Source organism: Paracoccus sp. (in: a-proteobacteria) (assembly GCF_030538655.1).
Classification (GTDB): Bacteria; Pseudomonadota; Alphaproteobacteria; order Rhodobacterales; family Rhodobacteraceae; genus Paracoccus.
Window position 1 is genome coordinate 71,854 of the sequence record NZ_JAUNTO010000013.1, and the last position, 19,482, is coordinate 91,335.

A 19,482-nucleotide genomic window follows, 5' to 3' on the forward strand; every position below is an offset into this window, starting at 1 on the left:
CCCCGTGTGAATGCGCGGGGCCTTTTGCGTCAGGTGAACAGGAAATCAGCAGCGGTCATGTCTGCGGCGCTGATGCCTTTGACGATGACTGCGGTGCCGTTATTGATAAGGAATGCGCAGCCATCCTCGTAATCAGCCATCAGCATATTGTCGAAATCAAGTGCGCCGCCGGTATTTGTGATGTGAATAACGTCCTCCCCTTGGGTAAAGTCGTTGATCGTATCAACGTCTTCATAACCCGGATCGGGTGAGGTGAAATAGGTGCTGTAATCGAACAGGAAGGTATCATTTCCCACACCGCCAGAGAGTGAGTCATATCCTTCGCCGCCGATCAGGGTGTCATTATCGGCCCCGCCCCGAAGCGTATCGTTTCCGATGCCGCCCTCAAGTGTATCGTTCCCGCTTTCGCCAAGCAGAAGATCGTCCCCCGCATTGCCGAAAATATGGTCATTCCCCGCGCCACCCGTGATTGTGTCGTTGAAGTGGACGACTTCCCATATGCCTGCGGGGTTTTTCTTGGAAATGACGTCAAAACCCTTGATGGTGTCATTCAGGTTGCTGCCCCAGATCTGACTCAGATCGCCGCCCTTTGCATCGTATTCTATAATGGACGAGACGTCGATCTTTCCGGCGCCCTGGATTATTAAGGATTTGTTTGAATCATTGTAAAGGATCTGTATTTTTGAAACTTCTCCCAGCTTGATGGCCAGAACTGATCCGGTTGTCGAGTTTGATTGTGCTATAATCTTGTTGTTGCCGCCCCCTCCATCAATTGTATCGCCGCCCTTGAAATAGAAATCAAGATCGTCGTTTACATAGATGATGTCATCTCCATCCCCGCCATAGATCATATCCACGCCTTTTCCGCCATGGATTTCGTCATCCCCACTTCCGCCATAGATGGTATCCAGGCCATCCCCACCGTAAATGGTGTCGTTTCCGGCGCGGCCGTCTATAAAGTCGTGACTTCTGGTTCCATTAAGGACGTCATGTCCCGTCGTTCCGAAGATTGTAGCCACAGTTCCTCCGATGATTAAAAATTGAATCAAACACACCCTAAAGATGATTTGTGATTCGATTCGATCTGCCATAGCGTGTGCTGTGATCGTTATCTGTTGCCTTTGTCTGCGTCAAGGAGGACACCATGAATGTGACATCAGCCCAAGCTGCGTTGACTGTTTTGATATCAGCTTCGCGGGGTGGTGTGTCTGCGCCCCCCACCTCTCTCCAGGCGCAGGGCACAGCGATAGACAAGCCCGCTTTTACGTTTTCGCGCATCGAATCTGGCACAGAATCTGATAGTTATTCTGAATTCCCTTGGCTTGAGAGTGTCACCGATCCGGAATACAAAAAAGAACTTGTGAAGAGCCTTAGAGAGTTGAAGGTGGTATTCAAGCACCGCGACGAGTGGGTGCGCGCGCTTTCCCGCGGGGAGATCAGCCCATTTGACGAAATGCCGGATGAGGCGAGGACGGGGACGCCAAACGGTCCGTCTGTCAGCGATCCCCGATTTAAGCCTGTAGGCATGCTCGGGTTCATAATGGTTGATTATACGCCGCGTATGGGCCGGCAGATGGCGCAGAAGGATGCACCTTATACCGACCGGCGTGACGCCATGGCAGTCGCCTATCACCTTGGTAAAAAGCTATCGGAATACAGCCGGGATGTTGCGCGAAACATGCCGCCCCCCGGTGATGAACGCTATGGCCCGTCCGGTCAGTTGATCGGTGTTTCCAGGGGCGGCATTATTCTGCCAGATTTCGAAGCATCCGCGCGGGCAAGCAAGGCCGGAAATTCGGAGCTGTTGGCAACAATAAGAAAGATGGAAATGGCTGGTGCCTCCCTAGCCGGCCTGTTCAGTTTCGCATCGGCAAACGTTACCAATGCCGCCTACAAAGGCGAGGCTGTGGAGTTTTCTCTCGGTCTGACTGGATTTGGCAAGTTGATAGATTTCGATTCAAAGGGGCGAATGACGCTCTACGATGCTGATGGCAAAGCCTACAGCCCGACTGAATATAATGAACAGGATATTGGTGGCGGTATCCCGGAATTGTATAATGATGAAATTCGCAGGGAAGATGCAAGAATCCGTCGTGAGGAAAATGTCATATGGAAGATGTTTGAGCAGGCCCAAAAAGACGCCGCAGCAGCCGCTGCCGCGCGCGGACCTCTTGTCTGAAGGGGGGTGACAATGGCGTGGCATGATCGGATGTCGTGCCCTTGATCCTGCCGCCGTTCCACGCTATCTGACCCGCTGCAAGTCAAGGAGTCGGCCATGGCCAATCCCGTCCAGTTCATCAGTCAGGTCCGCGCCGAGGTCGGCAAGATCACCTGGCCGACCCGCCGCGAAGTCGTGACCACCACCATCATGGTGTTCATCATGGCAACGCTGTTCAGCATCTTCTTTTTCCTTGTCGATCTGGTGATCCGCACCGGGATGACGCAGGGGCTGCGGTTGATTTCGGGCTGATTGCGGGGTTGCAATCGGGCGCGGGCAGCGGTAAACGCGCCAAACCTGCCCTGACAGCGGCGTGCATCGATTCGGTATGCGCGCCGATTTCAATTTTGCCGGGCGGGGCGAAATTCACGGGGTCACCTCAGGTGATCCGCAAGACGAACAGGGGTCGATCGGAACATGGCAAAGCGTTGGTATTCGGTCAGTGTCCTGTCGAACTTTGAAAAAAAGGTCGCAGAGGCGATCCGTCAGGCCGCCGCCGAAAAGGGGCTTGAGGGTGAGATCGACGAAGTTCTGGTCCCCACCGAAGAGGTGATCGAAATTCGTCGCGGCAAGAAGGTGACGTCTGAACGGCGCTTTATGCCGGGTTACGTTCTGGTTCACATGGATATGTCCGACCGGACCTATCATCTGGTGAACTCGATCAACCGAGTCACCGGCTTTCTCGGTGCGCAGGGCAAGCCGATGCCTATGCGCGACGATGAAGTGAACGCGATGCTGAACCGCACGGATGACGGCGAAAAGGCCGCGCCGCGCAACCTGATCCGCTTTGACGTGGGCGAAAAGGTCAACGTCACCGACGGCCCGTTCGAGGGGTTCTCGGGCATGGTCGAAGAGGTGGACGAAGTGTCGAGCCGGATTAAGGTCACGGTGTCCATCTTTGGCCGTCCGACCCCGGTGGAACTGGAATTCACGCAGGTTTCCAAAACCTCGTGACATTTGCGGGAGGCGTGGTGCCGCACCGCTAGATCGGCCCTTTGGGCCTGACGACAAAGGAGAGGCCACATGGCCAAGAAAGTCATCGGCAGCCTCAAGCTGCAAATCAAGGCGGGGCAGGCGAACCCGTCCCCGCCCGTCGGCCCGGCTTTGGGTCAGCGCGGCATCAACATCATGGAATTCTGCAAGGCGTTCAACGCCAAGACGCAGGAAATCGAAAAAGGTTCGCCTGTTCCGGTCGTGATCACCTATTACGCCGACAAATCGTTCACCTTTGAAACCAAGACGCCGCCCGCGTCCTTCCTGCTGAAAAAGGCCGCTGGCCTCAAGCCGGTCGGCAAGCGCAGCCGCGCCAAGGGTTCGGAAAAGCCGGGTCGTGCGACCGCTGGCACCGTGACGGTCAAGCAGGTGCGCGAGATCGCCGAAGCCAAGATGAAAGACCTGTCAGCCAATGATGTTGAACAGGCGATGAAGATCATTCTGGGCTCGGCCCGGTCGATCGGTATCGAGGTGAAAGGCTAAGCCATGGCAAAACTGTCCAAGAAAAAAGCCGCCGCCCGCGAAGCCTTTGACGGCAAAGCCAACCTGTCGGTTGAAGATGCCGTCAATCTGGTGAAAAGCGCCGCCTCGGCCAAGTTTGACGAAACGGTTGAAATCGCGCTGAATCTGGGTGTTGACCCGCGTCACGCCGACCAGATGGTTCGCGGCGTGGTGACGCTGCCCGCCGGCACCGGCAAAGACGTGCGCGTCGCCGTGTTCGCCCGTGACGCCAAGGCTGACGAAGCCAAAGCGGCTGGTGCCGACATTGTTGGCGCGGAAGACCTGATGGAAGCGATTCAGGGCGGCAAGATCGACTTTGATCGCTGCATCGCCACGCCCGACATGATGGCGCTGGTTGGTCGTCTGGGCAAAATCCTTGGCCCGCGCAACCTGATGCCGAACCCGCGCGTCGGCACCGTGACCGTTGACGTGGCCAATGCCGTCAAGGCAGCCAAGGGCGGTGAAGTTCAGTTCAAGGCCGAAAAGGCTGGTGTGGTTCATGCCGGTATCGGCAAGGTGTCGTTCGACGCTGACAAGCTGGCACAGAACGTCCGCGCCTTTGTCGAGGCCGTGAATCGGGCCAAGCCCTCGGGCGCGAAGGGCACCTATATGAAAAAGGTCTCGATCAGCTCGACCATGGGTCCGGGCGTGTCGCTGGACCTGAGCAGCGCGACCACCGCGCAATAAGATTTTCCGGCGCAAGCCGGGGATGGCGGGGCCGCCCAAGGCCCCGTCCTGTCCGAGACGGAGGGTGCGGGTTTCCCGCTTAATGTCCTTCCTGAGATGGGGAAGCATTTTTCCGAAGGTAGTCCCTTCGGGCGATCTTGCCCTTGATCGGACCAAGGCCCGTGGCCGAAAGCTGCGGGAAAAGTGAGAGCCGGGGGGAAACCCCCAACTTGGAGTGAAACCGTGGATAGAGCACAAAAAGAACAAGTGGTCGAGGAACTCGGCCAGATCTTTGAAAGCTCTGGCGTCGTGGTGGTTGCCCACTACGAAGGGATGACGGTTGCACAGATGCAGGACCTGCGTTCGCGGATGCGCGAAGCCGGAGGTTCGGTCCGCGTTGCCAAGAACAAGCTCGCCAAGATCGCCCTGGAAGGTAAGCCTTGCGCCAGCATCGCTGAATACCTGACGGGCATGACCGTGTTGACCTATTCGGAAGATCCGACCGCTGCGGCCCGGATCGCCGACAAATACGCCAAAGATAACGAGAAATTCGTTATTCTGGGCGGTGCAATGGGTGACTCGGCTCTGGATCCGGCCGGTGTCAAAGCCGTCGCCTCGATGCCGTCGCGTGAGGAGCTTATTGCTTCGATCGTGGCCTGCCTCGGTGCGCCTGCTTCGAACATCGCTGGTGCCATTGGCGCGCCTGCCAGCAACATCGCGGGCATCCTGACGACTCTGGAAGAGCGTGAGGCTGCATAAGCAACCCTTTCCCTGCGTGTGGTTGAAAACCCGACGTTGGAACCTTAACTGAAAGAACGGAAAAATGGCTGATCTGAAAAAACTCGCCGAAGAAATCGTGGGCCTGACCCTGCTGGAAGCCCAGGAACTGAAAACCATCCTGAAAGACGAATACGGCATCGAGCCGGCCGCCGGTGGCGCCGTCATGATGGCTGGCCCCGCCGCTGGTGGTGCTGGTGAAGCTGCCGAAGAAAAAACCGAATTCGACGTCGTTCTGACCGACGCCGGCGCCAACAAGATCAACGTGATCAAAGAAGTGCGCGGCATCACCGGTCTGGGCCTGAAAGAAGCCAAGGATCTGGTCGAAGCTGGCGGCAAAGTGAAAGAAGGCGTCGCCAAAGCCGAAGCCGAAGAAATGAAGACCAAGCTGGAAGCAGCCGGCGCCAAAGTCGAGCTGAAGTAATCCGGCGTTTTCGCCACGATGATTGGGCAGGGTCCGGTATTTTCCGGTCCCTGCCGAACCTGTCTTGAAGGGTGCTTTCCGGCTGCCTACATGGCGAAAGCTTCCTTCAGGGCATGTTCTTGGTTCGGGCGCCGCGCGGTGGGACGCGTGGCAGGTATGGGACCAGAACCCCTGACTATTCGCAGGCTGCGCGCCCCGTGACCCAGACGGGCGGGCGGACCACGACGAAAGGTGCAAATATCCCATGGCGCAAGCTTATGTCGGCCAAAAGCGTATCCGGCGCTATTATGGCAATATCCGCGAAGTGTTGGAGATGCCGAACCTGATCGAGGTTCAGAAATCTTCATACGACCTGTTCCTGAACTCGGGTGAGGGCGAAGGCCATCATGACGGTGAGGGTATTCAGGGCGTGTTCCAGTCGGTGTTCCCGATCAAGGATTTCAACGAAACCGCGACGCTGGAGTTCGTGAAATATGAACTGGAACGTCCGAAATACGACGTGGACGAATGCCAGCAACGCGACATGACCTATGCCGCGCCACTGAAGGTGACGCTGCGCCTGATCGTGTTTGATGTTGATGAAAACACCGGCGCGCGGTCGGTCAAGGACATCAAGGAACAAGACGTTTACATGGGCGACATGCCCCTGATGACGCAGAACGGCACCTTCATCGTGAACGGAACCGAACGCGTTGTCGTGTCCCAGATGCACCGCAGCCCCGGCGTGTTCTTCGATCACGACCGCGGCAAGACCCATTCGTCGGGCAAGCTGTTGTTCGCCTGCCGGATCATCCCCTATCGTGGTTCGTGGCTGGATTTCGAATTCGACGCCAAGGATCTGGTCTTTGCGCGCATCGACCGCCGCCGCAAACTGCCGGTGACGACGCTGCTGTATGCGCTTGGCATGGATCAGGAAGGCATCATGGATGCCTTTTATGAAACCGTGGATTATCGTCTGGAAAAAGGCAAAGGCTGGGTCACGCGCTTTTTCCCGGAACGGGTGCGCGGCACGCGTCCGTCCTATGATCTGGTGAACGCCGACACGGGCGAGGTTATCACCAAGGCGGGCGACAAGGTGACGCCGCGTCTGGTGAAAAAGCTGCTGGAAACCGGCGAGCAGGTAAATCTGCTGGTGCCGTTCGACCGCATCGTGGGCCGTTTCGTCGCCAAGGACATCATCAACGAAGAAACCGGCCTGATCTATGCCGAAGCCGGTGACGAGATTACGGCGGATTACGACAAGGACGGCGATCTGTCGGGCGGCCTGCTGAAGGTGCTGCTGGACAATGACATCACCGATATTCCGGTGCTGGACATCGACCATGTGAACGTCGGTCCCTACATCCGCAACACCATGGCCGCCGACAAGAACATGAACCGCGACGGCGCGTTGATGGACATCTATCGCGTGATGCGCCCTGGCGAACCGCCGACGGTCGAGGCCGCCAGCGCGCTGTTCAACAGCCTGTTCTTTGACAGCGAACGCTATGACCTGTCCGCCGTTGGCCGGGTCAAGATGAACATGCGCCTTGATCTGGATGCGCCTGACACCCAGCGGACCCTGCGCCACGAAGACATCGTGGCCTGTATCCGCGGGCTGGTCGAGTTGCGCGACGGCAAGGGCGAGATCGACGACATCGACCATCTGGGCAACCGGCGTGTTCGCTCGGTCGGCGAGTTGATGGAAAATCAGTATCGCGTCGGTCTGCTGCGCATGGAGCGGGCCATCCGCGAGCGTATGTCGGGCGTCGAGATCGATACCGTGATGCCGCAGGATCTGATCAACGCCAAACCGGCGGCGGCTGCCGTGCGCGAATTCTTTGGCTCGTCGCAGCTCAGCCAGTTCATGGACCAGACCAACCCGCTGTCCGAAGTAACGCACAAACGCCGTCTTTCGGCGCTTGGGCCGGGCGGTCTGACCCGCGAACGTGCCGGTTTCGAGGTGCGCGACGTTCACCCGACCCATTATGGCCGGATGTGTCCGATTGAAACGCCGGAAGGTCAGAACATCGGTCTTATCAACAGCCTGGCGACCTTTGCGCGCGTCAACAAATACGGCTTCATCGAGACCCCCTACCGCAAGGTGATTGAGGGCAAGGTCACGGATGACGTTGTCTATATGTCCGCGACCGAGGAAATGCGTCACACCGTGGCGCAGGCCAACGCGACGCTGGACGAGGATGGGCGCTTTGTCGATGAGCTGATCAGCACCCGTCAGGCGGGCGATTTCACGCTGAACCCGGTGGATGCGATCGACCTGATCGACGTGTCGCCGAAACAGCTTGTGTCGGTGGCTGCCGCGCTGATCCCGTTCCTTGAGAATGACGACGCCAACCGCGCGCTGATGGGGTCGAACATGCAGCGTCAGGCCGTGCCGCTGCTGCGTGCCGAGGCGCCGTTTGTCGGCACCGGGATGGAGGCCACCGTGGCCCGCGATTCCGGCGCAGCGATCATGGCGCGCCGGGGCGGGATCATCGACCAGGTTGACGCGCAGCGTATCGTTGTGCGCGCGACCGAAGATCTGGGCGCGGGTGACGCGGGCGTGGACATCTATCGTCTGCGCAAGTTCAAACGCTCGAACCAGTCCTCGACCATCAACCAGCGTCCGCTGGTTAAAGTGGGCGACCGGGTGCAGAAAGGTCAGGTCATCGCTGACGGTCCCTCGACGGATCAGGGCGAACTGGCCATCGGTCGGAACGTGGTTGTCGCCTTCATGCCGTGGAACGGCTACAACTACGAAGACTCGATCCTGATTTCGGAACGGATTCACCGCGACGACGTATTCACCTCGATCCATATCGACGAATATGAAGTGGCGGCCCGCGACACGAAACTGGGGCCTGAGGAAATCACCCGCGACATTCCGAACGTGGGTGAAGAGGCGCTGCGCAATCTGGACGAAGCCGGCATCGTGTATATCGGTGCCGAGGTTGGTCCGGGCGACATTCTGGTGGGCAAGATCACCCCCAAGGGTGAAAGCCCGATGACGCCGGAAGAAAAGCTGCTGCGCGCCATCTTTGGCGAAAAGGCGTCGGACGTGCGCGATACCTCGCTGCGCTTGCCGCCGGGGGCGTATGGCACCATCGTCGAGGTCCGGGTTTTCAACCGGCACGGCGTGGACAAGGACGAACGCGCCTTGCAGATCGAGCGTGAGGAAGTCGAACGTCTGGCCCGCGACCGTGACGACGAAATGGCGATCCTTGATCGCAACATCTATGCCCGCCTGAAATCACTGATTTCCGGCAAGCAGGCGGTCAAGGGGCCGAAAGGCATCAAGGCCGGGTCCGAGATCAACGATGATCTGCTTGGCACGCTGTCGCGTGGTCTGTGGTGGCAGCTTGCTGTTGCCGACGAAGACACCGCCAAGGAAGTCGAGGCGCTGAACCAGCAATACGACAACCAAAAGCGCGCGCTTGAGGCCCGGTTCGAAGACAAGGTGGAAAAGGTCCGTCAGGGCGACGATCTGCCCCCCGGCGTGATGAAGATGGTCAAGGTGTTCGTGGCGGTCAAGCGCAAGCTGCAAGCCGGGGACAAGATGGCCGGTCGTCACGGCAACAAGGGCGTCGTGTCCAAGGTTGTCCCGATGGAGGATATGCCCTTCCTTGCGGACGGCACCCCCGTAGATCTGGTGCTGAACCCCCTTGGTGTGCCGTCGCGTATGAACGTGGGGCAGATTCTGGAAACCCACATGGGTTGGGCCAGCCGCGGTCTGGGCATCAAGATCGACGAGGCGCTTGAGGATTACCGCCGCAATGGCGATATGACTCCGGTCCGCGAGGCGATGCGCATTGGTTACGGTGACGATATGTATGCCGATACCTTTGCCGGGATGGACGATGACACGCTGGTCGAACATGCTGATACGGTTCGCGCCGGTGTTCCTATCGCCACGCCTGTCTTTGACGGCGCGAAAGAGGCGGATGTGGACGACGCGCTGCGCCGTGCCGGGTTCGATACCTCGGGTCAGTCGGTCGTCTTCGACGGTCGCACGGGTGAACAGTTCGCGCGTCCGGTGACGGTCGGGATGAAATACGTCCTGAAATTGCACCACCTTGTCGATGACAAGATGCACGCCCGTTCGACCGGGCCTTACTCGCTGGTCACCCAGCAGCCCTTGGGTGGTAAGGCGCAGTTCGGCGGTCAGCGTCTGGGTGAGATGGAGGTCTGGGCGCTGGAAGCCTACGGCGCCGCCTATACCTTGCAGGAAATGCTGACGGTCAAGTCGGACGACGTTGCGGGCCGGACCAAGGTCTATGAATCCATCGTCAAGGGCGAGGACAACTTCGAAGCCGGCGTGCCGGAATCGTTCAACGTGCTGGTCAAAGAGGTCCGGGGTCTGGGCCTTAACATGGAACTCCTGGATGCGGAGGAAGAGGAGTGAGGGCTTTGGCCCTCACCCCCCTTCGCGCCCCTCATTAGGATACGGAAATGAACCAGGAACTTGCCACCAATCCCCTGAACCCGCTGGCGCAGCCGCGGCAGTTCGACGAAATCAAGATCTCGCTCGCCTCGCCTGAAGAAATTCTGGCCTGGTCGTTTGGCGAGGTGAAGAAACCCGAAACCATCAACTATCGCACGTTCAAACCTGAACGTGACGGTCTGTTCTGCGCGCGTATCTTTGGCCCGGTCAAGGATTACGAATGTCTGTGCGGCAAATATAAGCGCATGAAATATCGCGGCCTTGTCTGCGAAAAATGCGGCGTTGAAGTGACGCTGCAAAAGGTCCGCCGCGAACGCATGGGCCATATCGAACTGGCCGCGCCGGTCGCGCATATCTGGTTCCTGAAATCGCTGCCGTCCCGCATCGGTCTGATGCTGGACATGACGCTGCGTGATCTGGAACGCATCCTGTATTTCGAAAACTATGTGGTGATCGAACCGGGTCTGACCGATCTGTCCTATGGTCAACTGCTGTCCGAGGAAGAATTCCTGGACGCGCAGGATCAGTATGGGGCCGACGCCTTCAGCGCCGACATCGGGGCCGAGGCGATCCGCACCATGCTGTCGAACATCGATCTGGCTGCCACCGCGGAACAGTTGCGCGAAGATCTGAAAGAGGCGACGGGCGAACTGAAGCCGAAAAAGATCATCAAGCGGCTGAAAATCGTCGAATCCTTCCTGGAATCCGGCAATCGCCCGGAATGGATGGTGCTGACGGTGATTCCGGTCATCCCGCCGGAACTGCGCCCGCTGGTGCCGCTGGATGGGGGCCGCTTTGCGACCTCGGATCTGAACGATCTGTATCGTCGGGTCATCAACCGCAACAACCGTCTGAAACGGCTGATCGAACTGCGCGCGCCCGACATCATCGTGCGCAACGAAAAGCGGATGTTGCAGGAATCGGTCGATGCGCTGTTCGACAACGGCCGCCGCGGCCGCGTCATCACGGGCAACAACCGTCGCCCGCTGAAATCGCTGTCGGACATGCTGAAAGGCAAGCAGGGCCGGTTCCGTCAGAACCTGCTGGGCAAGCGTGTGGACTTTTCGGGCCGCTCGGTCATCGTGACCGGGCCGGAACTGAAGCTGCACCAATGCGGCCTGCCGAAAAAGATGGCCTTGGAGCTGTTCAAGCCGTTCATCTATTCGCGGCTTGAAGCCAAGGGCCTGTCCAGCACCGTCAAGCAGGCGAAAAAGCTGGTGGAAAAGGAGCGCCCCGAGGTCTGGGATATTCTGGACGAGGTGATCCGCGAACACCCAGTTCTGCTGAACCGCGCGCCGACGCTGCACCGTCTGGGCATTCAGGCGTTCGAACCGATCCTGATCGAAGGCAAGGCGATCCAGCTTCACCCGCTGGTTTGTTCGGCCTTCAACGCCGACTTTGACGGCGACCAGATGGCCGTTCACGTCCCGCTGAGCCTTGAGGCGCAGTTGGAAGCGCGCGTCCTGATGATGTCCACCAACAACGTGCTGTCGCCCGCCAACGGTGCGCCGATCATCGTGCCGTCGCAGGACATGGTTCTGGGGCTCTATTACACCACCATGCAGCGCGAGGGCATGAAGGGCGAAGGCATGGTCTTTGCCAATGTCGATGAGGTCGAACACGCCCTTGCCGCTGGCGAGGTGCATCTGCACGCCCGCATCACCGCGCGTCTGAACCAGATCGACGACAACGGTAACGAGGTGATGAAACGCTTCGAAACCACGCCGGGCCGTCTGCGGCTGGGCGCGCTGCTGCCGCTGAACGCCAAGGCGCCGTTCGATCTGGTCAACCGCCTGCTGCGCAAGAAAGACGTGCAGCACGTCATCGACACGGTTTACCGTTATTGCGGCCAGAAAGAGGCGGTGATCTTCTCTGACAAGATCATGTCGCTTGGCTTCCGCGAGGCGTTCCGCGCCGGTATCTCGTTCGGCAAGAACGACATGGTGATCCCCGATAACAAATGGGACATCGTGGGCGAGGTGCAGGATCAGGTCAAAGAGTTCGAACAGCAGTATCTGGACGGCCTGATTACCCAGGGCGAGAAATACAACAAAGTCGTCGATGCGTGGTCCAAGTGTAACGACCGCGTGACCGAGGCGATGATGAAGACCATCTCGGCCTCTCATATGGATGAAAACGGTGCCGAAAAGGAACCGAACAGCGTCTATATGATGGCGCACTCGGGTGCGCGGGGTTCGGTCAACCAGATGAAGCAGCTGGGCGGGATGCGCGGCCTGATGGCCAAGCCGACCGGCGAGATCATCGAAACGCCGATCATCTCGAACTTCAAGGAAGGTCTGACCGTTCTTGAATACTTCAACTCGACCCACGGCGCGCGGAAAGGTCTGTCGGATACGGCGCTGAAAACCGCGAACTCGGGTTATCTGACGCGGCGTCTGGTGGACGTGGCGCAGGACTGCATCATCCGCGAACATGATTGCGGCACCGACCGGGCGATCACCGCGCAGGCGGCGGTCAACGACGGCGAGGTGATCTCGCCGTTGTCCGAACGGGTGCTGGGTCGTGTCGCCGCCGAGGACGTGCTTGTTCCCGGCACCGACGAGGTGATCGTGCGCCAGAACGACCTGATCGACGAACGCAAGGCGGACGAGATCGAAAACTCGGGCGTGCAGTCGCTTCGCATTCGTTCGGCGTTGACCTGTGAATCCGAAGATGGCGTCTGTGCGCTGTGCTATGGCCGCGATCTGGCCCGTGGCACGCTGGTCAACATCGGCGAGGCTGTCGGCATCATCGCCGCGCAGTCCATCGGCGAACCCGGCACACAGCTGACGATGCGGACTTTCCACATCGGCGGCATCGCGCAGGGTGGTCAGCAGTCGTTCCAGTCGGCCAGCCAGGATGGCACGATCGAGTTCCGTAATGCCAACATCCTGACCAACGCCAATGGCGAAATGGTCGTGATGGGCCGCAACATGCAGGTTCTGGTCATGGACGATCAGGGTCAGGAACGCGCCAGCTACAAGCTGTTCTATGGTTCCAAGCTGTTCGTGAAAGAAGGTGAAAAGATCACGCGCGGTGCCAAGCTGTTCGAATGGGATCCCTACACTCTGCCGATTTTGGCCGAAAAGGGCGGCGTGGCGCGCTTTGTCGATCTGATTACCGGCATTTCGGTGCGGGACGAAACCGACGAAGCCACCGGCATGACGCAGAAGATCGTGACCGACTGGCGTTCCGCGCCCAAGGGCAACGATCTCAAGCCCGAAGTCATCATCATGGATGAGAACGGCGAGCCGGTTCGGAACGACGCGGGCAACCCCGTCAGCTATCCGATGTCGGTCGATGCCATTCTGTCGATCGAGGATGGTCAGGAGGTTCGCCCCGGCGACGTTGTGGCCCGTATCCCGCGCGAAGGCGCCCGGACCAAGGACATCACCGGGGGTCTGCCCCGCGTGGCCGAATTGTTCGAGGCGCGCCGCCCGAAAGATCACGCGATCATCGCGGAAATCGACGGCTATGTGCGGTTCGGCAAGGACTACAAGAACAAGCGCCGCATCAGCATCGAACCCAGCACCGAAGGTCTGGAGCCGGTCGAATACATGGTGCCGAAAGGCAAGCACATCCCGGTGCAGGAAGGCGACTTCGTGCAGAAGGGTGACTATATCATGGACGGCAACCCGGCCCCGCATGACATCCTGCGGATCATGGGGATCGAGGCGCTGGCCGACTATCTGATCGACGAGGTGCAGGACGTTTACCGGCTGCAAGGCGTGAAGATCAACGACAAGCACATCGAGGTGATCGTGCGGCAGATGCTGCAAAAGATCGAGATCCTCGACAGCGGCGACACCACGCTGCTGAAGGGCGAGCATGTTGACCGCGACGAGTTCGAGGAAGAAAACGCCAAGATCATCGCCAAGGGCGGCAAGCCCGCGGCGGGCGAGCCGGTTCTGCTGGGCATCACCAAGGCCAGTTTGCAGACCCGTTCGTTCATCTCGGCGGCGTCCTTCCAGGAAACGACGCGTGTGCTGACCGAAGCCGCGGTTCAGGGCAAGCGCGACAAGCTGGTCGGCCTGAAAGAGAACGTCATCGTCGGCCGGCTGATCCCGGCGGGCACGGGCGGGGCGACGGCGCGTGTGCGCCGCATCGCTGCCGACCGCGACAATGCCGTGATCGAGGCGCGCCGCGCCGAGGCCGAAGAAGCCGCCGCGCTGATCGCCCCGGAAGTGGTCGAAACCACGTCCGAGGAATGATCGCACTGGCATGAAACAGAAAGGTCCGGCATCGCGCCGGGCCTTTTATTTTTGCGCAAGCAGGCCGGGCGGGGGGGCAGATGCGAATTCAGGTTCTGGGGCTGTGCCGCTTTTCGCTGCTGACACAAAGCGATTTTCAGACCACCGGCGCCGATCTGGACCGTAACCGGGCCATTCTTTACGATCCGGTCCGGCTGGATCTGCGGATGCGCTGGTTTGAAAACCTCTGCCTGCCGCCGTTGCTGTGGCAGACCGATCCTGATTTCACGCTGATCGTGGCAACGGGCGAGGATTTACCTCAGCCGTGGTTGGGTCATCTGCGCGACATTGCCGAGGCGGTGCCGCAAATTCGGCTGATGCAGGCCCCGCCCGGCCTTCACGCGCCGATCTGTCGCGACATGCTGGCCCAAACAACCGAGCCGGGGGCCGATGTCGTGGCGCAGTTCCGTATGGACGACGACGATGCGGTGGCGCAGGATTACGTCGCCAGCGTTCGTCAGGATTATCATGCCATCAAAGGGTTGATGGATGGCTGGAACCCGGTTGCGCTGGATTATGGTCGGGGGTTGCTGGTGCAGGCTGATGACGATGATCTGCATATCAGTTGCGCGCTGACGCATTTCTGGGCGCCGGGGCTGACGCTGTATTTTCCCGGTGGCGAGCCGCGCTCGGTGATGAACTATCGCCACGATTGGGTCTGGCGACTGACCCCGACCGCAACCAAAATCGACCGCGTGATGTGGATGCGCGGTTTTCATGGCCATAATGACAGCCCTCACCACCTTGGCAAACGTATCCCGGTCGAGATGACGCAGGCGCAGGTGCACGGGGTGATGCTGCGGCGCTTTGGTCTTGAACACGCGGCGCTGCGCGAGGCGCTGACTGGCGCGTCGGGGGCTTTCGTTTCGCCGGCCGATCAAGGATAACGAACCGATCACCTGACAGGAGCCAAGCCATGACCGAAGCCGACCCGATCCGACTGTCACAACTTGCCCATGGTGGAGGCTGCGGCTGCAAGATCGCGCCGTCGGTGCTTCAGTCGATCCTCAAGGATCAGCCGCTGACGGCGGCGTTTCCTCAGCTTTTGGTTGGAAATACGGAATCGGATGATGCCGCCGTCTGGCAGGTGGACGACAAGACCTGTGTGATCGCGACGACCGATTTCTTTATGCCGATGGTCGATGATCCGCACGCGTTCGGCCGGATTGCCGCCGCCAATGCCATTTCCGATATTTATGCTATGGGCGGGCGCCCGATCATGGCGCTGGCGATTGTCGGAATGCCGATCAATGTGCTGCCGCATGACATGATTGGCAAGATACTGTCCGGCGGTGCCTCGATCTGTGCCGAGGCGGGGATTCCGGTTGCTGGCGGCCACAGCATCGACTCGGTCGAGCCGATTTACGGGCTGGCGGTTATCGGGCTGGTGTCGCCTGAACATCTGCGCCGTAACGGCGGCGCGCAGCCCGGTGACGCGCTGATCCTGACCAAAGGGCTGGGCGTCGGCGTTTATTCCGCAGCGATCAAAAAAGGCGCGCTGGATCAAGCCGGTATTGACGAGATGATCGCCTCGGCCACCTTGCTGAACAAGGTTGGCGTCGATCTGGCCGCTGATCCGCGGGTGCGGGCGATCACCGATGTGACCGGCTTTGGTATTCTGGGGCACGGGCTGGAAATGGCGCGCGCCTCGGGCTGTGGACTGGCGCTGAATTTCGCGGCGCTGCCGCGGCTGTCGCGTGCCGATGAACTGGCGGGGCAAGGCTTTGTGACCGGCGCATCCGGCCGTAACTGGGCCAGCTATGGCGACGAGGTGACGTTGGCCGGCGACCTGCCTGCCCATGCGCAGGCGCTGTTGACCGACCCGCAGACCTCGGGCGGGCTGCTGATCGCCGTCGCCCCCGATGAGGCCGGGGCGACCCTGACACGCATTCGCGATGCGGGCTATCCGCTGGCCGCGATTATCGGGCAGGCTGTCGATGGGGCAGGGGTTTCCGTCGCGGGTTGACGGTTTGTCAACTTTCTCAACCTATAGGATGGCCGCACCACGCCCGACCGGCGCGGCCCCGTTCACAGGAATGCCATGCGCAGTCTGATTCCGCCCCAGCCCCGTGCCACTGCCGCGACGCCTGCCGAAAATGTGCAGGGTGCCGTGCTGATGTGCGTGGCGATGGCGTTTTTCACCATGAACGACACGGTGATGAAATACGTCACGCAGGATTTGCCGCTGTATCAGTCGATTGCACTGCGCGGGTTGGCGATTTTGCCGATACTGGCCGTTTTTGCCCGGCGCGAGGGCGGGCTTGATCTGCGGGTGCAGCGTGAAAACCGCTGGCCGCTGGCGCTGCGCACGGTGGGCGAGGTGGTTTCGACCGTTCTGTATCTGAATGCTTTGCGGCACATGGCCATCAGCGAGCTGTCGGCGATCCTGCAATCGCTGCCGCTGCTGGTGACGCTGGCGGCGGCGGCGATGTTCGGAGAAAAGCTGGGCTGGCGGCGGATGCTGGCGATCCTGATCGGGCTGGTCGGGGTGATGATGATCCTGCGTCCGGGCACCGATGCTTTTGACATCTGGTCGGTGCTCGGCATTGGCGCGGTGGCGGCGCTGGTGCTGCGTGATATGGCGACGCGGATGTTCTCGCACGGGGTGCGGTCATCAACGATTGCCTTTTATGCGGCGTTGTCCGTGACCGTTACGGCCCTGATCCTGGGGCTGGGCGAAGGTTGGCGGATGCCAACGCTGACGCAGGCGGGGCTGCTGATTCTGGCAGCTGCCTTTTTGACCGTGGGTTATATCACCGTGATTGCAACCATGCGCGTGGGCGAAATCGGCTTTATCGCGCCGTTCCGCTATGTTTCGCTGGTGGTGGCGATTGTGCTGGGGCTGATGGTGTTCGGGGAATGGCCCGACCTGTGGACATGGGCCGGGTCGGCGCTGGTGGTTGGGGCCGGGGTCTATAGCATCCTGCGTGAACGGCGGCTGAACCGGCAGGGGCGGCTGTGATGCGCGTTCAGATGCTGGGCCTGTGCCGGTTTTCCTATGTCGGGCTGCGGGGTTATCAGACTGAACACATCACGGTCGAGGAACGGCGTGCGTTTCTGTATGATCCGGCGCGCCTGGCGCGGCGCTGGTTTCTGTTCACGCGGATCGCCTTGCCCGCGTGGCAGGCGCAGACCGACCCCGATTTTACGCTGGTGGTGATGACCGGGCCGGACCTGCCCGAACCTTACCTGTCGCGCCTGCACGAGCTTTGCGCCACCATTCCGCAATTGCGGCTGGCGCTGGTGCCGCCGATGGACCGGCACCTGCCCGCCTGCCTTGCGGCCGTGCAGCCCTATATCGACCTGTCGGCGGATGTGATCGGCCATTTTCGCCATGATGACGATGATGCCGTGGCTGTCGATTACATCGCCAAGGCTCGCGCCGATTTTGCGCCGGTTGAAGGGCTTTGGTCGCGTGAGGGGCTGATGTCGCTGGATCATTCGCGCGGCTTTATGCTGCGTGCGGGGGCAGATGGCGTGCATTTGATCCCGCGCATCTGTCACAATATGGGCGTCGCGCTGACGATTTTTGCGCGGCCCGATCAGCCGGTGACGGCGCTGCATTACGATCATTCCAAGCTGGGCAAATGGATGCCGGGGGTCAGCATCACCCGCCCGCTGATGTTTTTGCGAACTCTGCATGACGACAGCGATTCCGGCTCGGATATGGGACCGGGGCATCCATGGCCCGCGAACCCGGAACAATATCCCGCGCAGTTGAGGCGGCGGTTTCGGATCAACCTGGATGATCTGGATGGCGACCTGCGGGCGGCCAGGGGCTTTGGTTGACACAGGGCGCGATTCCCCTTATAGCCCCGCTACCCGCCGGGAAACCGCGCCGGGGACCAGAACCTTGAGTGGTCAAGATCCGGGCCTGACATCCCGATCCTCTGGAAGAATTGCCCGTCAGCCCCGGTAACGGGACCGACGGGTTTGGCCTTTTGCGATTCGCGCATCTGGCCGTCGAGAAGTGGCGCAGCCTCTGGCTGCGAGTATTGACAGAAGCAAGACGGGGAACCGAATGCCGACGATCCAGCAGCTGATCCGCAAACCGCGGCAGCCCAAGGTGCAGCGCAGCAAATCGCAGCACCTGCAATCCTGCCCGCAAAAACGCGGGGTTTGCACGCGCGTCTATACCACGACGCCCAAGAAACCGAACTCGGCCATGCGGAAGGTCGCCAAAGTGCGCCTGACCAATGGTTTCGAGGTTATCAGCTACATTCCGGGCGAAAAGCACAACCTTCAGGAACACAGCGTCGTGCTGATCCGTGGCGGTCGTGTGAAAGACCTTCCGGGTGTCCGTTACCACATCCTGCGCGGTGTGCTGGATACCCAGGGCGTCAAAGATCGCCGTCAGCGTCGTTCGAAATACGGCGCCAAGCGTCCGAAATAAGGAGAGACCGGAATGTCCCGTCGTCACGCCGCTGAAAAGCGCGAAGTGCTGCCCGACGCCAAATATGGCGATCGCGTGCTGTCGAAATTCATGAACAACCTGATGGTTGACGGCAAGAAATCGGTTGCCGAGCGTATCGTTTATTCGGCGCTGGACCGCGTTCAGAGCCGTCTGAAGCGCGAACCGATCGAAGTCTTCCACGAGGCGCTGGATAACGTGAAACCCTCGGTCGAGGTGCGTTCGCGCCGCGTCGGTGGTGCCACCTATCAGGTTCCGGTCGAGGTCCGCCCGACCCGCCGCGAGGCTTTGGCCATCCGCTGGCTGATTACTGCGGCCAAGAACCGCAACGAAAACACCATGGAAGAACGTCTGGCCGGTGAACTGGCCGATGCCGTTCAGGGCCGCGGCACTGCGGTCAAGAAGCGGGAAGATACGCACAAGATGGCCGACGCGAACAAAGCGTTCAGCCATTATCGCTGGTAAACCGGAAGGAAGGCCCATCATGGCACGCGAGTATCCGCTGACGCGCTATCGGAACTTCGGGATCATGGCCCACATCGACGCGGGCAAGACCACGATGACCGAGCGTATCCTGTTTTACACCGGCAAGAACCACAAAATGGGCGAAACGCATGACGGCGCTTCGACCATGGACTGGATGGAACAAGAGGCCGAGCGCGGCATCACCATCACCTCGGCGGCGACGACCACCTTCTGGCAGCGCCACGAGGACACCGATTATGTGCAGGACCCCGAGCAGCGGAACCGCCTGAATATCATCGACACGCCCGGCCACGTTGACTTTACCATCGAGGTCGAGCGTTCGCTGGCCGTTCTGGA

17 protein-coding genes are annotated in these 19,482 nt (G+C 60.0%); 16 read left to right on the top strand and 1 reads right to left on the bottom strand.

The annotated features are described in order from the left end of the window. Window positions 1-29: 29 nt before the first annotated feature. Window positions 30-1,091 carry a calcium-binding protein gene (locus Q4G22_RS10320; RefSeq protein ID WP_303385823.1) on the bottom strand — a complete coding sequence of 354 codons (1,062 nt, stop codon included), beginning with the start codon at window positions 1,089-1,091 and terminating at the stop codon, window positions 30-32. Window positions 1,092-1,144: 53 nt separating this feature from the next. Here Q4G22_RS10320 and Q4G22_RS10325 point away from each other — a divergent pair, with 53 nt between their 5' ends. The 16 genes from Q4G22_RS10325 to Q4G22_RS10400 form a co-directional block, all read left to right on the top strand. Beyond that, window positions 1,145-2,179, top strand: a complete 1,035-nt coding sequence (locus Q4G22_RS10325; RefSeq protein WP_303385824.1) for a hypothetical protein — start codon at window positions 1,145-1,147, stop codon at window positions 2,177-2,179. Window positions 2,180-2,275: 96 nt separating this feature from the next. After that, window positions 2,276-2,470 (top strand): preprotein translocase subunit SecE, encoded by a 195-nt coding sequence (gene secE / locus Q4G22_RS10330; RefSeq protein ID WP_303385825.1) that lies wholly within the window; start codon window positions 2,276-2,278, stop codon window positions 2,468-2,470. A gap of 165 nt (window positions 2,471-2,635) precedes the next feature. After that, the gene (nusG, locus tag Q4G22_RS10335; protein ID WP_303385826.1) at window positions 2,636-3,172 is read left to right on the top strand and encodes a transcription termination/antitermination protein NusG; all 537 of its coding nucleotides are present in this window, start codon (window positions 2,636-2,638) and stop codon (window positions 3,170-3,172) included. Window positions 3,173-3,241: 69 nt separating this feature from the next. Continuing rightward, on the top strand, window positions 3,242-3,694 hold the full coding sequence (gene rplK, locus Q4G22_RS10340; RefSeq protein ID WP_303361849.1) for a 50S ribosomal protein L11: 453 nt from the start codon (window positions 3,242-3,244) through the stop codon (window positions 3,692-3,694). Window positions 3,695-3,697: 3 nt separating this feature from the next. Continuing rightward, window positions 3,698-4,399, top strand: coding sequence for a 50S ribosomal protein L1 (gene rplA / locus Q4G22_RS10345; protein ID WP_303343869.1), 702 nt, complete (start codon window positions 3,698-3,700; stop codon window positions 4,397-4,399). 222 nt (window positions 4,400-4,621) lie between these two features. Beyond that, window positions 4,622-5,137, top strand: coding sequence for a 50S ribosomal protein L10 (rplJ, locus tag Q4G22_RS10350; RefSeq protein WP_303385827.1), 516 nt, complete (start codon window positions 4,622-4,624; stop codon window positions 5,135-5,137). Window positions 5,138-5,201: 64 nt separating this feature from the next. Then, window positions 5,202-5,579, top strand: a complete 378-nt coding sequence (rplL, locus tag Q4G22_RS10355) for a 50S ribosomal protein L7/L12 (RefSeq protein WP_303385828.1) — start codon at window positions 5,202-5,204, stop codon at window positions 5,577-5,579. A gap of 244 nt (window positions 5,580-5,823) precedes the next feature. Then, complete coding sequence (gene rpoB / locus Q4G22_RS10360; protein WP_303385829.1) at window positions 5,824-9,960, top strand: DNA-directed RNA polymerase subunit beta; 4,137 nt, start codon at window positions 5,824-5,826, stop codon at window positions 9,958-9,960. A gap of 47 nt (window positions 9,961-10,007) precedes the next feature. After that, complete coding sequence (gene rpoC / locus Q4G22_RS10365) at window positions 10,008-14,210, top strand: DNA-directed RNA polymerase subunit beta' (RefSeq protein ID WP_303385830.1); 4,203 nt, start codon at window positions 10,008-10,010, stop codon at window positions 14,208-14,210. Window positions 14,211-14,290: 80 nt separating this feature from the next. Beyond that, window positions 14,291-15,136: a glycosyltransferase gene (locus Q4G22_RS10370; protein ID WP_303385831.1), complete on the top strand. Its 846-nt coding sequence runs from the start codon at window positions 14,291-14,293 to the stop codon at window positions 15,134-15,136. Window positions 15,137-15,165: 29 nt separating this feature from the next. Continuing rightward, on the top strand, window positions 15,166-16,215 hold the full coding sequence (gene selD, locus Q4G22_RS10375; RefSeq protein WP_303385832.1) for a selenide, water dikinase SelD: 1,050 nt from the start codon (window positions 15,166-15,168) through the stop codon (window positions 16,213-16,215). A gap of 75 nt (window positions 16,216-16,290) precedes the next feature. Next, window positions 16,291-17,211 carry a DMT family transporter gene (locus Q4G22_RS10380; RefSeq protein ID WP_303385833.1) on the top strand — a complete coding sequence of 307 codons (921 nt, stop codon included), beginning with the start codon at window positions 16,291-16,293 and terminating at the stop codon, window positions 17,209-17,211. Continuing rightward, window positions 17,211-18,038 (top strand): glycosyltransferase, encoded by an 828-nt coding sequence (locus Q4G22_RS10385; RefSeq protein WP_303385834.1) that lies wholly within the window; start codon window positions 17,211-17,213, stop codon window positions 18,036-18,038. Before Q4G22_RS10380 ends, Q4G22_RS10385 begins: the two co-directional genes overlap by 1 nt. Before the next feature lie 232 nt (window positions 18,039-18,270). Then, window positions 18,271-18,642 (top strand): 30S ribosomal protein S12, encoded by a 372-nt coding sequence (gene rpsL, locus Q4G22_RS10390; RefSeq protein WP_010399029.1) that lies wholly within the window; start codon window positions 18,271-18,273, stop codon window positions 18,640-18,642. Window positions 18,643-18,654: 12 nt separating this feature from the next. Beyond that, entirely contained in the window at window positions 18,655-19,125 is a 471-nt protein-coding gene (rpsG, locus tag Q4G22_RS10395; protein ID WP_303385835.1) for a 30S ribosomal protein S7, read from the top strand. A gap of 19 nt (window positions 19,126-19,144) precedes the next feature. Next, the coding region (locus Q4G22_RS10400) for a GTP-binding protein (protein WP_303385836.1) at window positions 19,145-19,482 on the top strand (338 nt) is incomplete at its 3' end.

Coding starts and splice junctions, on each gene's coding strand:
- Q4G22_RS10320 (WP_303385823.1), bottom strand. CDS start 1,091: ATGGCAGATCGAATCGAATCACAAATCATCTTTAGGGTGTGTTTGATT.
- Q4G22_RS10325 (WP_303385824.1), top strand. CDS start 1,145: ATGAATGTGACATCAGCCCAAGCTGCGTTGACTGTTTTGATATCAGCT.
- secE (WP_303385825.1), top strand. CDS start 2,276: ATGGCCAATCCCGTCCAGTTCATCAGTCAGGTCCGCGCCGAGGTCGGC.
- nusG (WP_303385826.1), top strand. CDS start 2,636: ATGGCAAAGCGTTGGTATTCGGTCAGTGTCCTGTCGAACTTTGAAAAA.
- rplK (WP_303361849.1), top strand. CDS start 3,242: ATGGCCAAGAAAGTCATCGGCAGCCTCAAGCTGCAAATCAAGGCGGGG.
- rplA (WP_303343869.1), top strand. CDS start 3,698: ATGGCAAAACTGTCCAAGAAAAAAGCCGCCGCCCGCGAAGCCTTTGAC.
- rplL (WP_303385828.1), top strand. CDS start 5,202: ATGGCTGATCTGAAAAAACTCGCCGAAGAAATCGTGGGCCTGACCCTG.
- rpoB (WP_303385829.1), top strand. CDS start 5,824: ATGGCGCAAGCTTATGTCGGCCAAAAGCGTATCCGGCGCTATTATGGC.
- rpoC (WP_303385830.1), top strand. CDS start 10,008: ATGAACCAGGAACTTGCCACCAATCCCCTGAACCCGCTGGCGCAGCCG.
- Q4G22_RS10370 (WP_303385831.1), top strand. CDS start 14,291: ATGCGAATTCAGGTTCTGGGGCTGTGCCGCTTTTCGCTGCTGACACAA.
- selD (WP_303385832.1), top strand. CDS start 15,166: ATGACCGAAGCCGACCCGATCCGACTGTCACAACTTGCCCATGGTGGA.
- Q4G22_RS10380 (WP_303385833.1), top strand. CDS start 16,291: ATGCGCAGTCTGATTCCGCCCCAGCCCCGTGCCACTGCCGCGACGCCT.
- Q4G22_RS10385 (WP_303385834.1), top strand. CDS start 17,211: ATGCGCGTTCAGATGCTGGGCCTGTGCCGGTTTTCCTATGTCGGGCTG.
- rpsL (WP_010399029.1), top strand. CDS start 18,271: ATGCCGACGATCCAGCAGCTGATCCGCAAACCGCGGCAGCCCAAGGTG.
- rpsG (WP_303385835.1), top strand. CDS start 18,655: ATGTCCCGTCGTCACGCCGCTGAAAAGCGCGAAGTGCTGCCCGACGCC.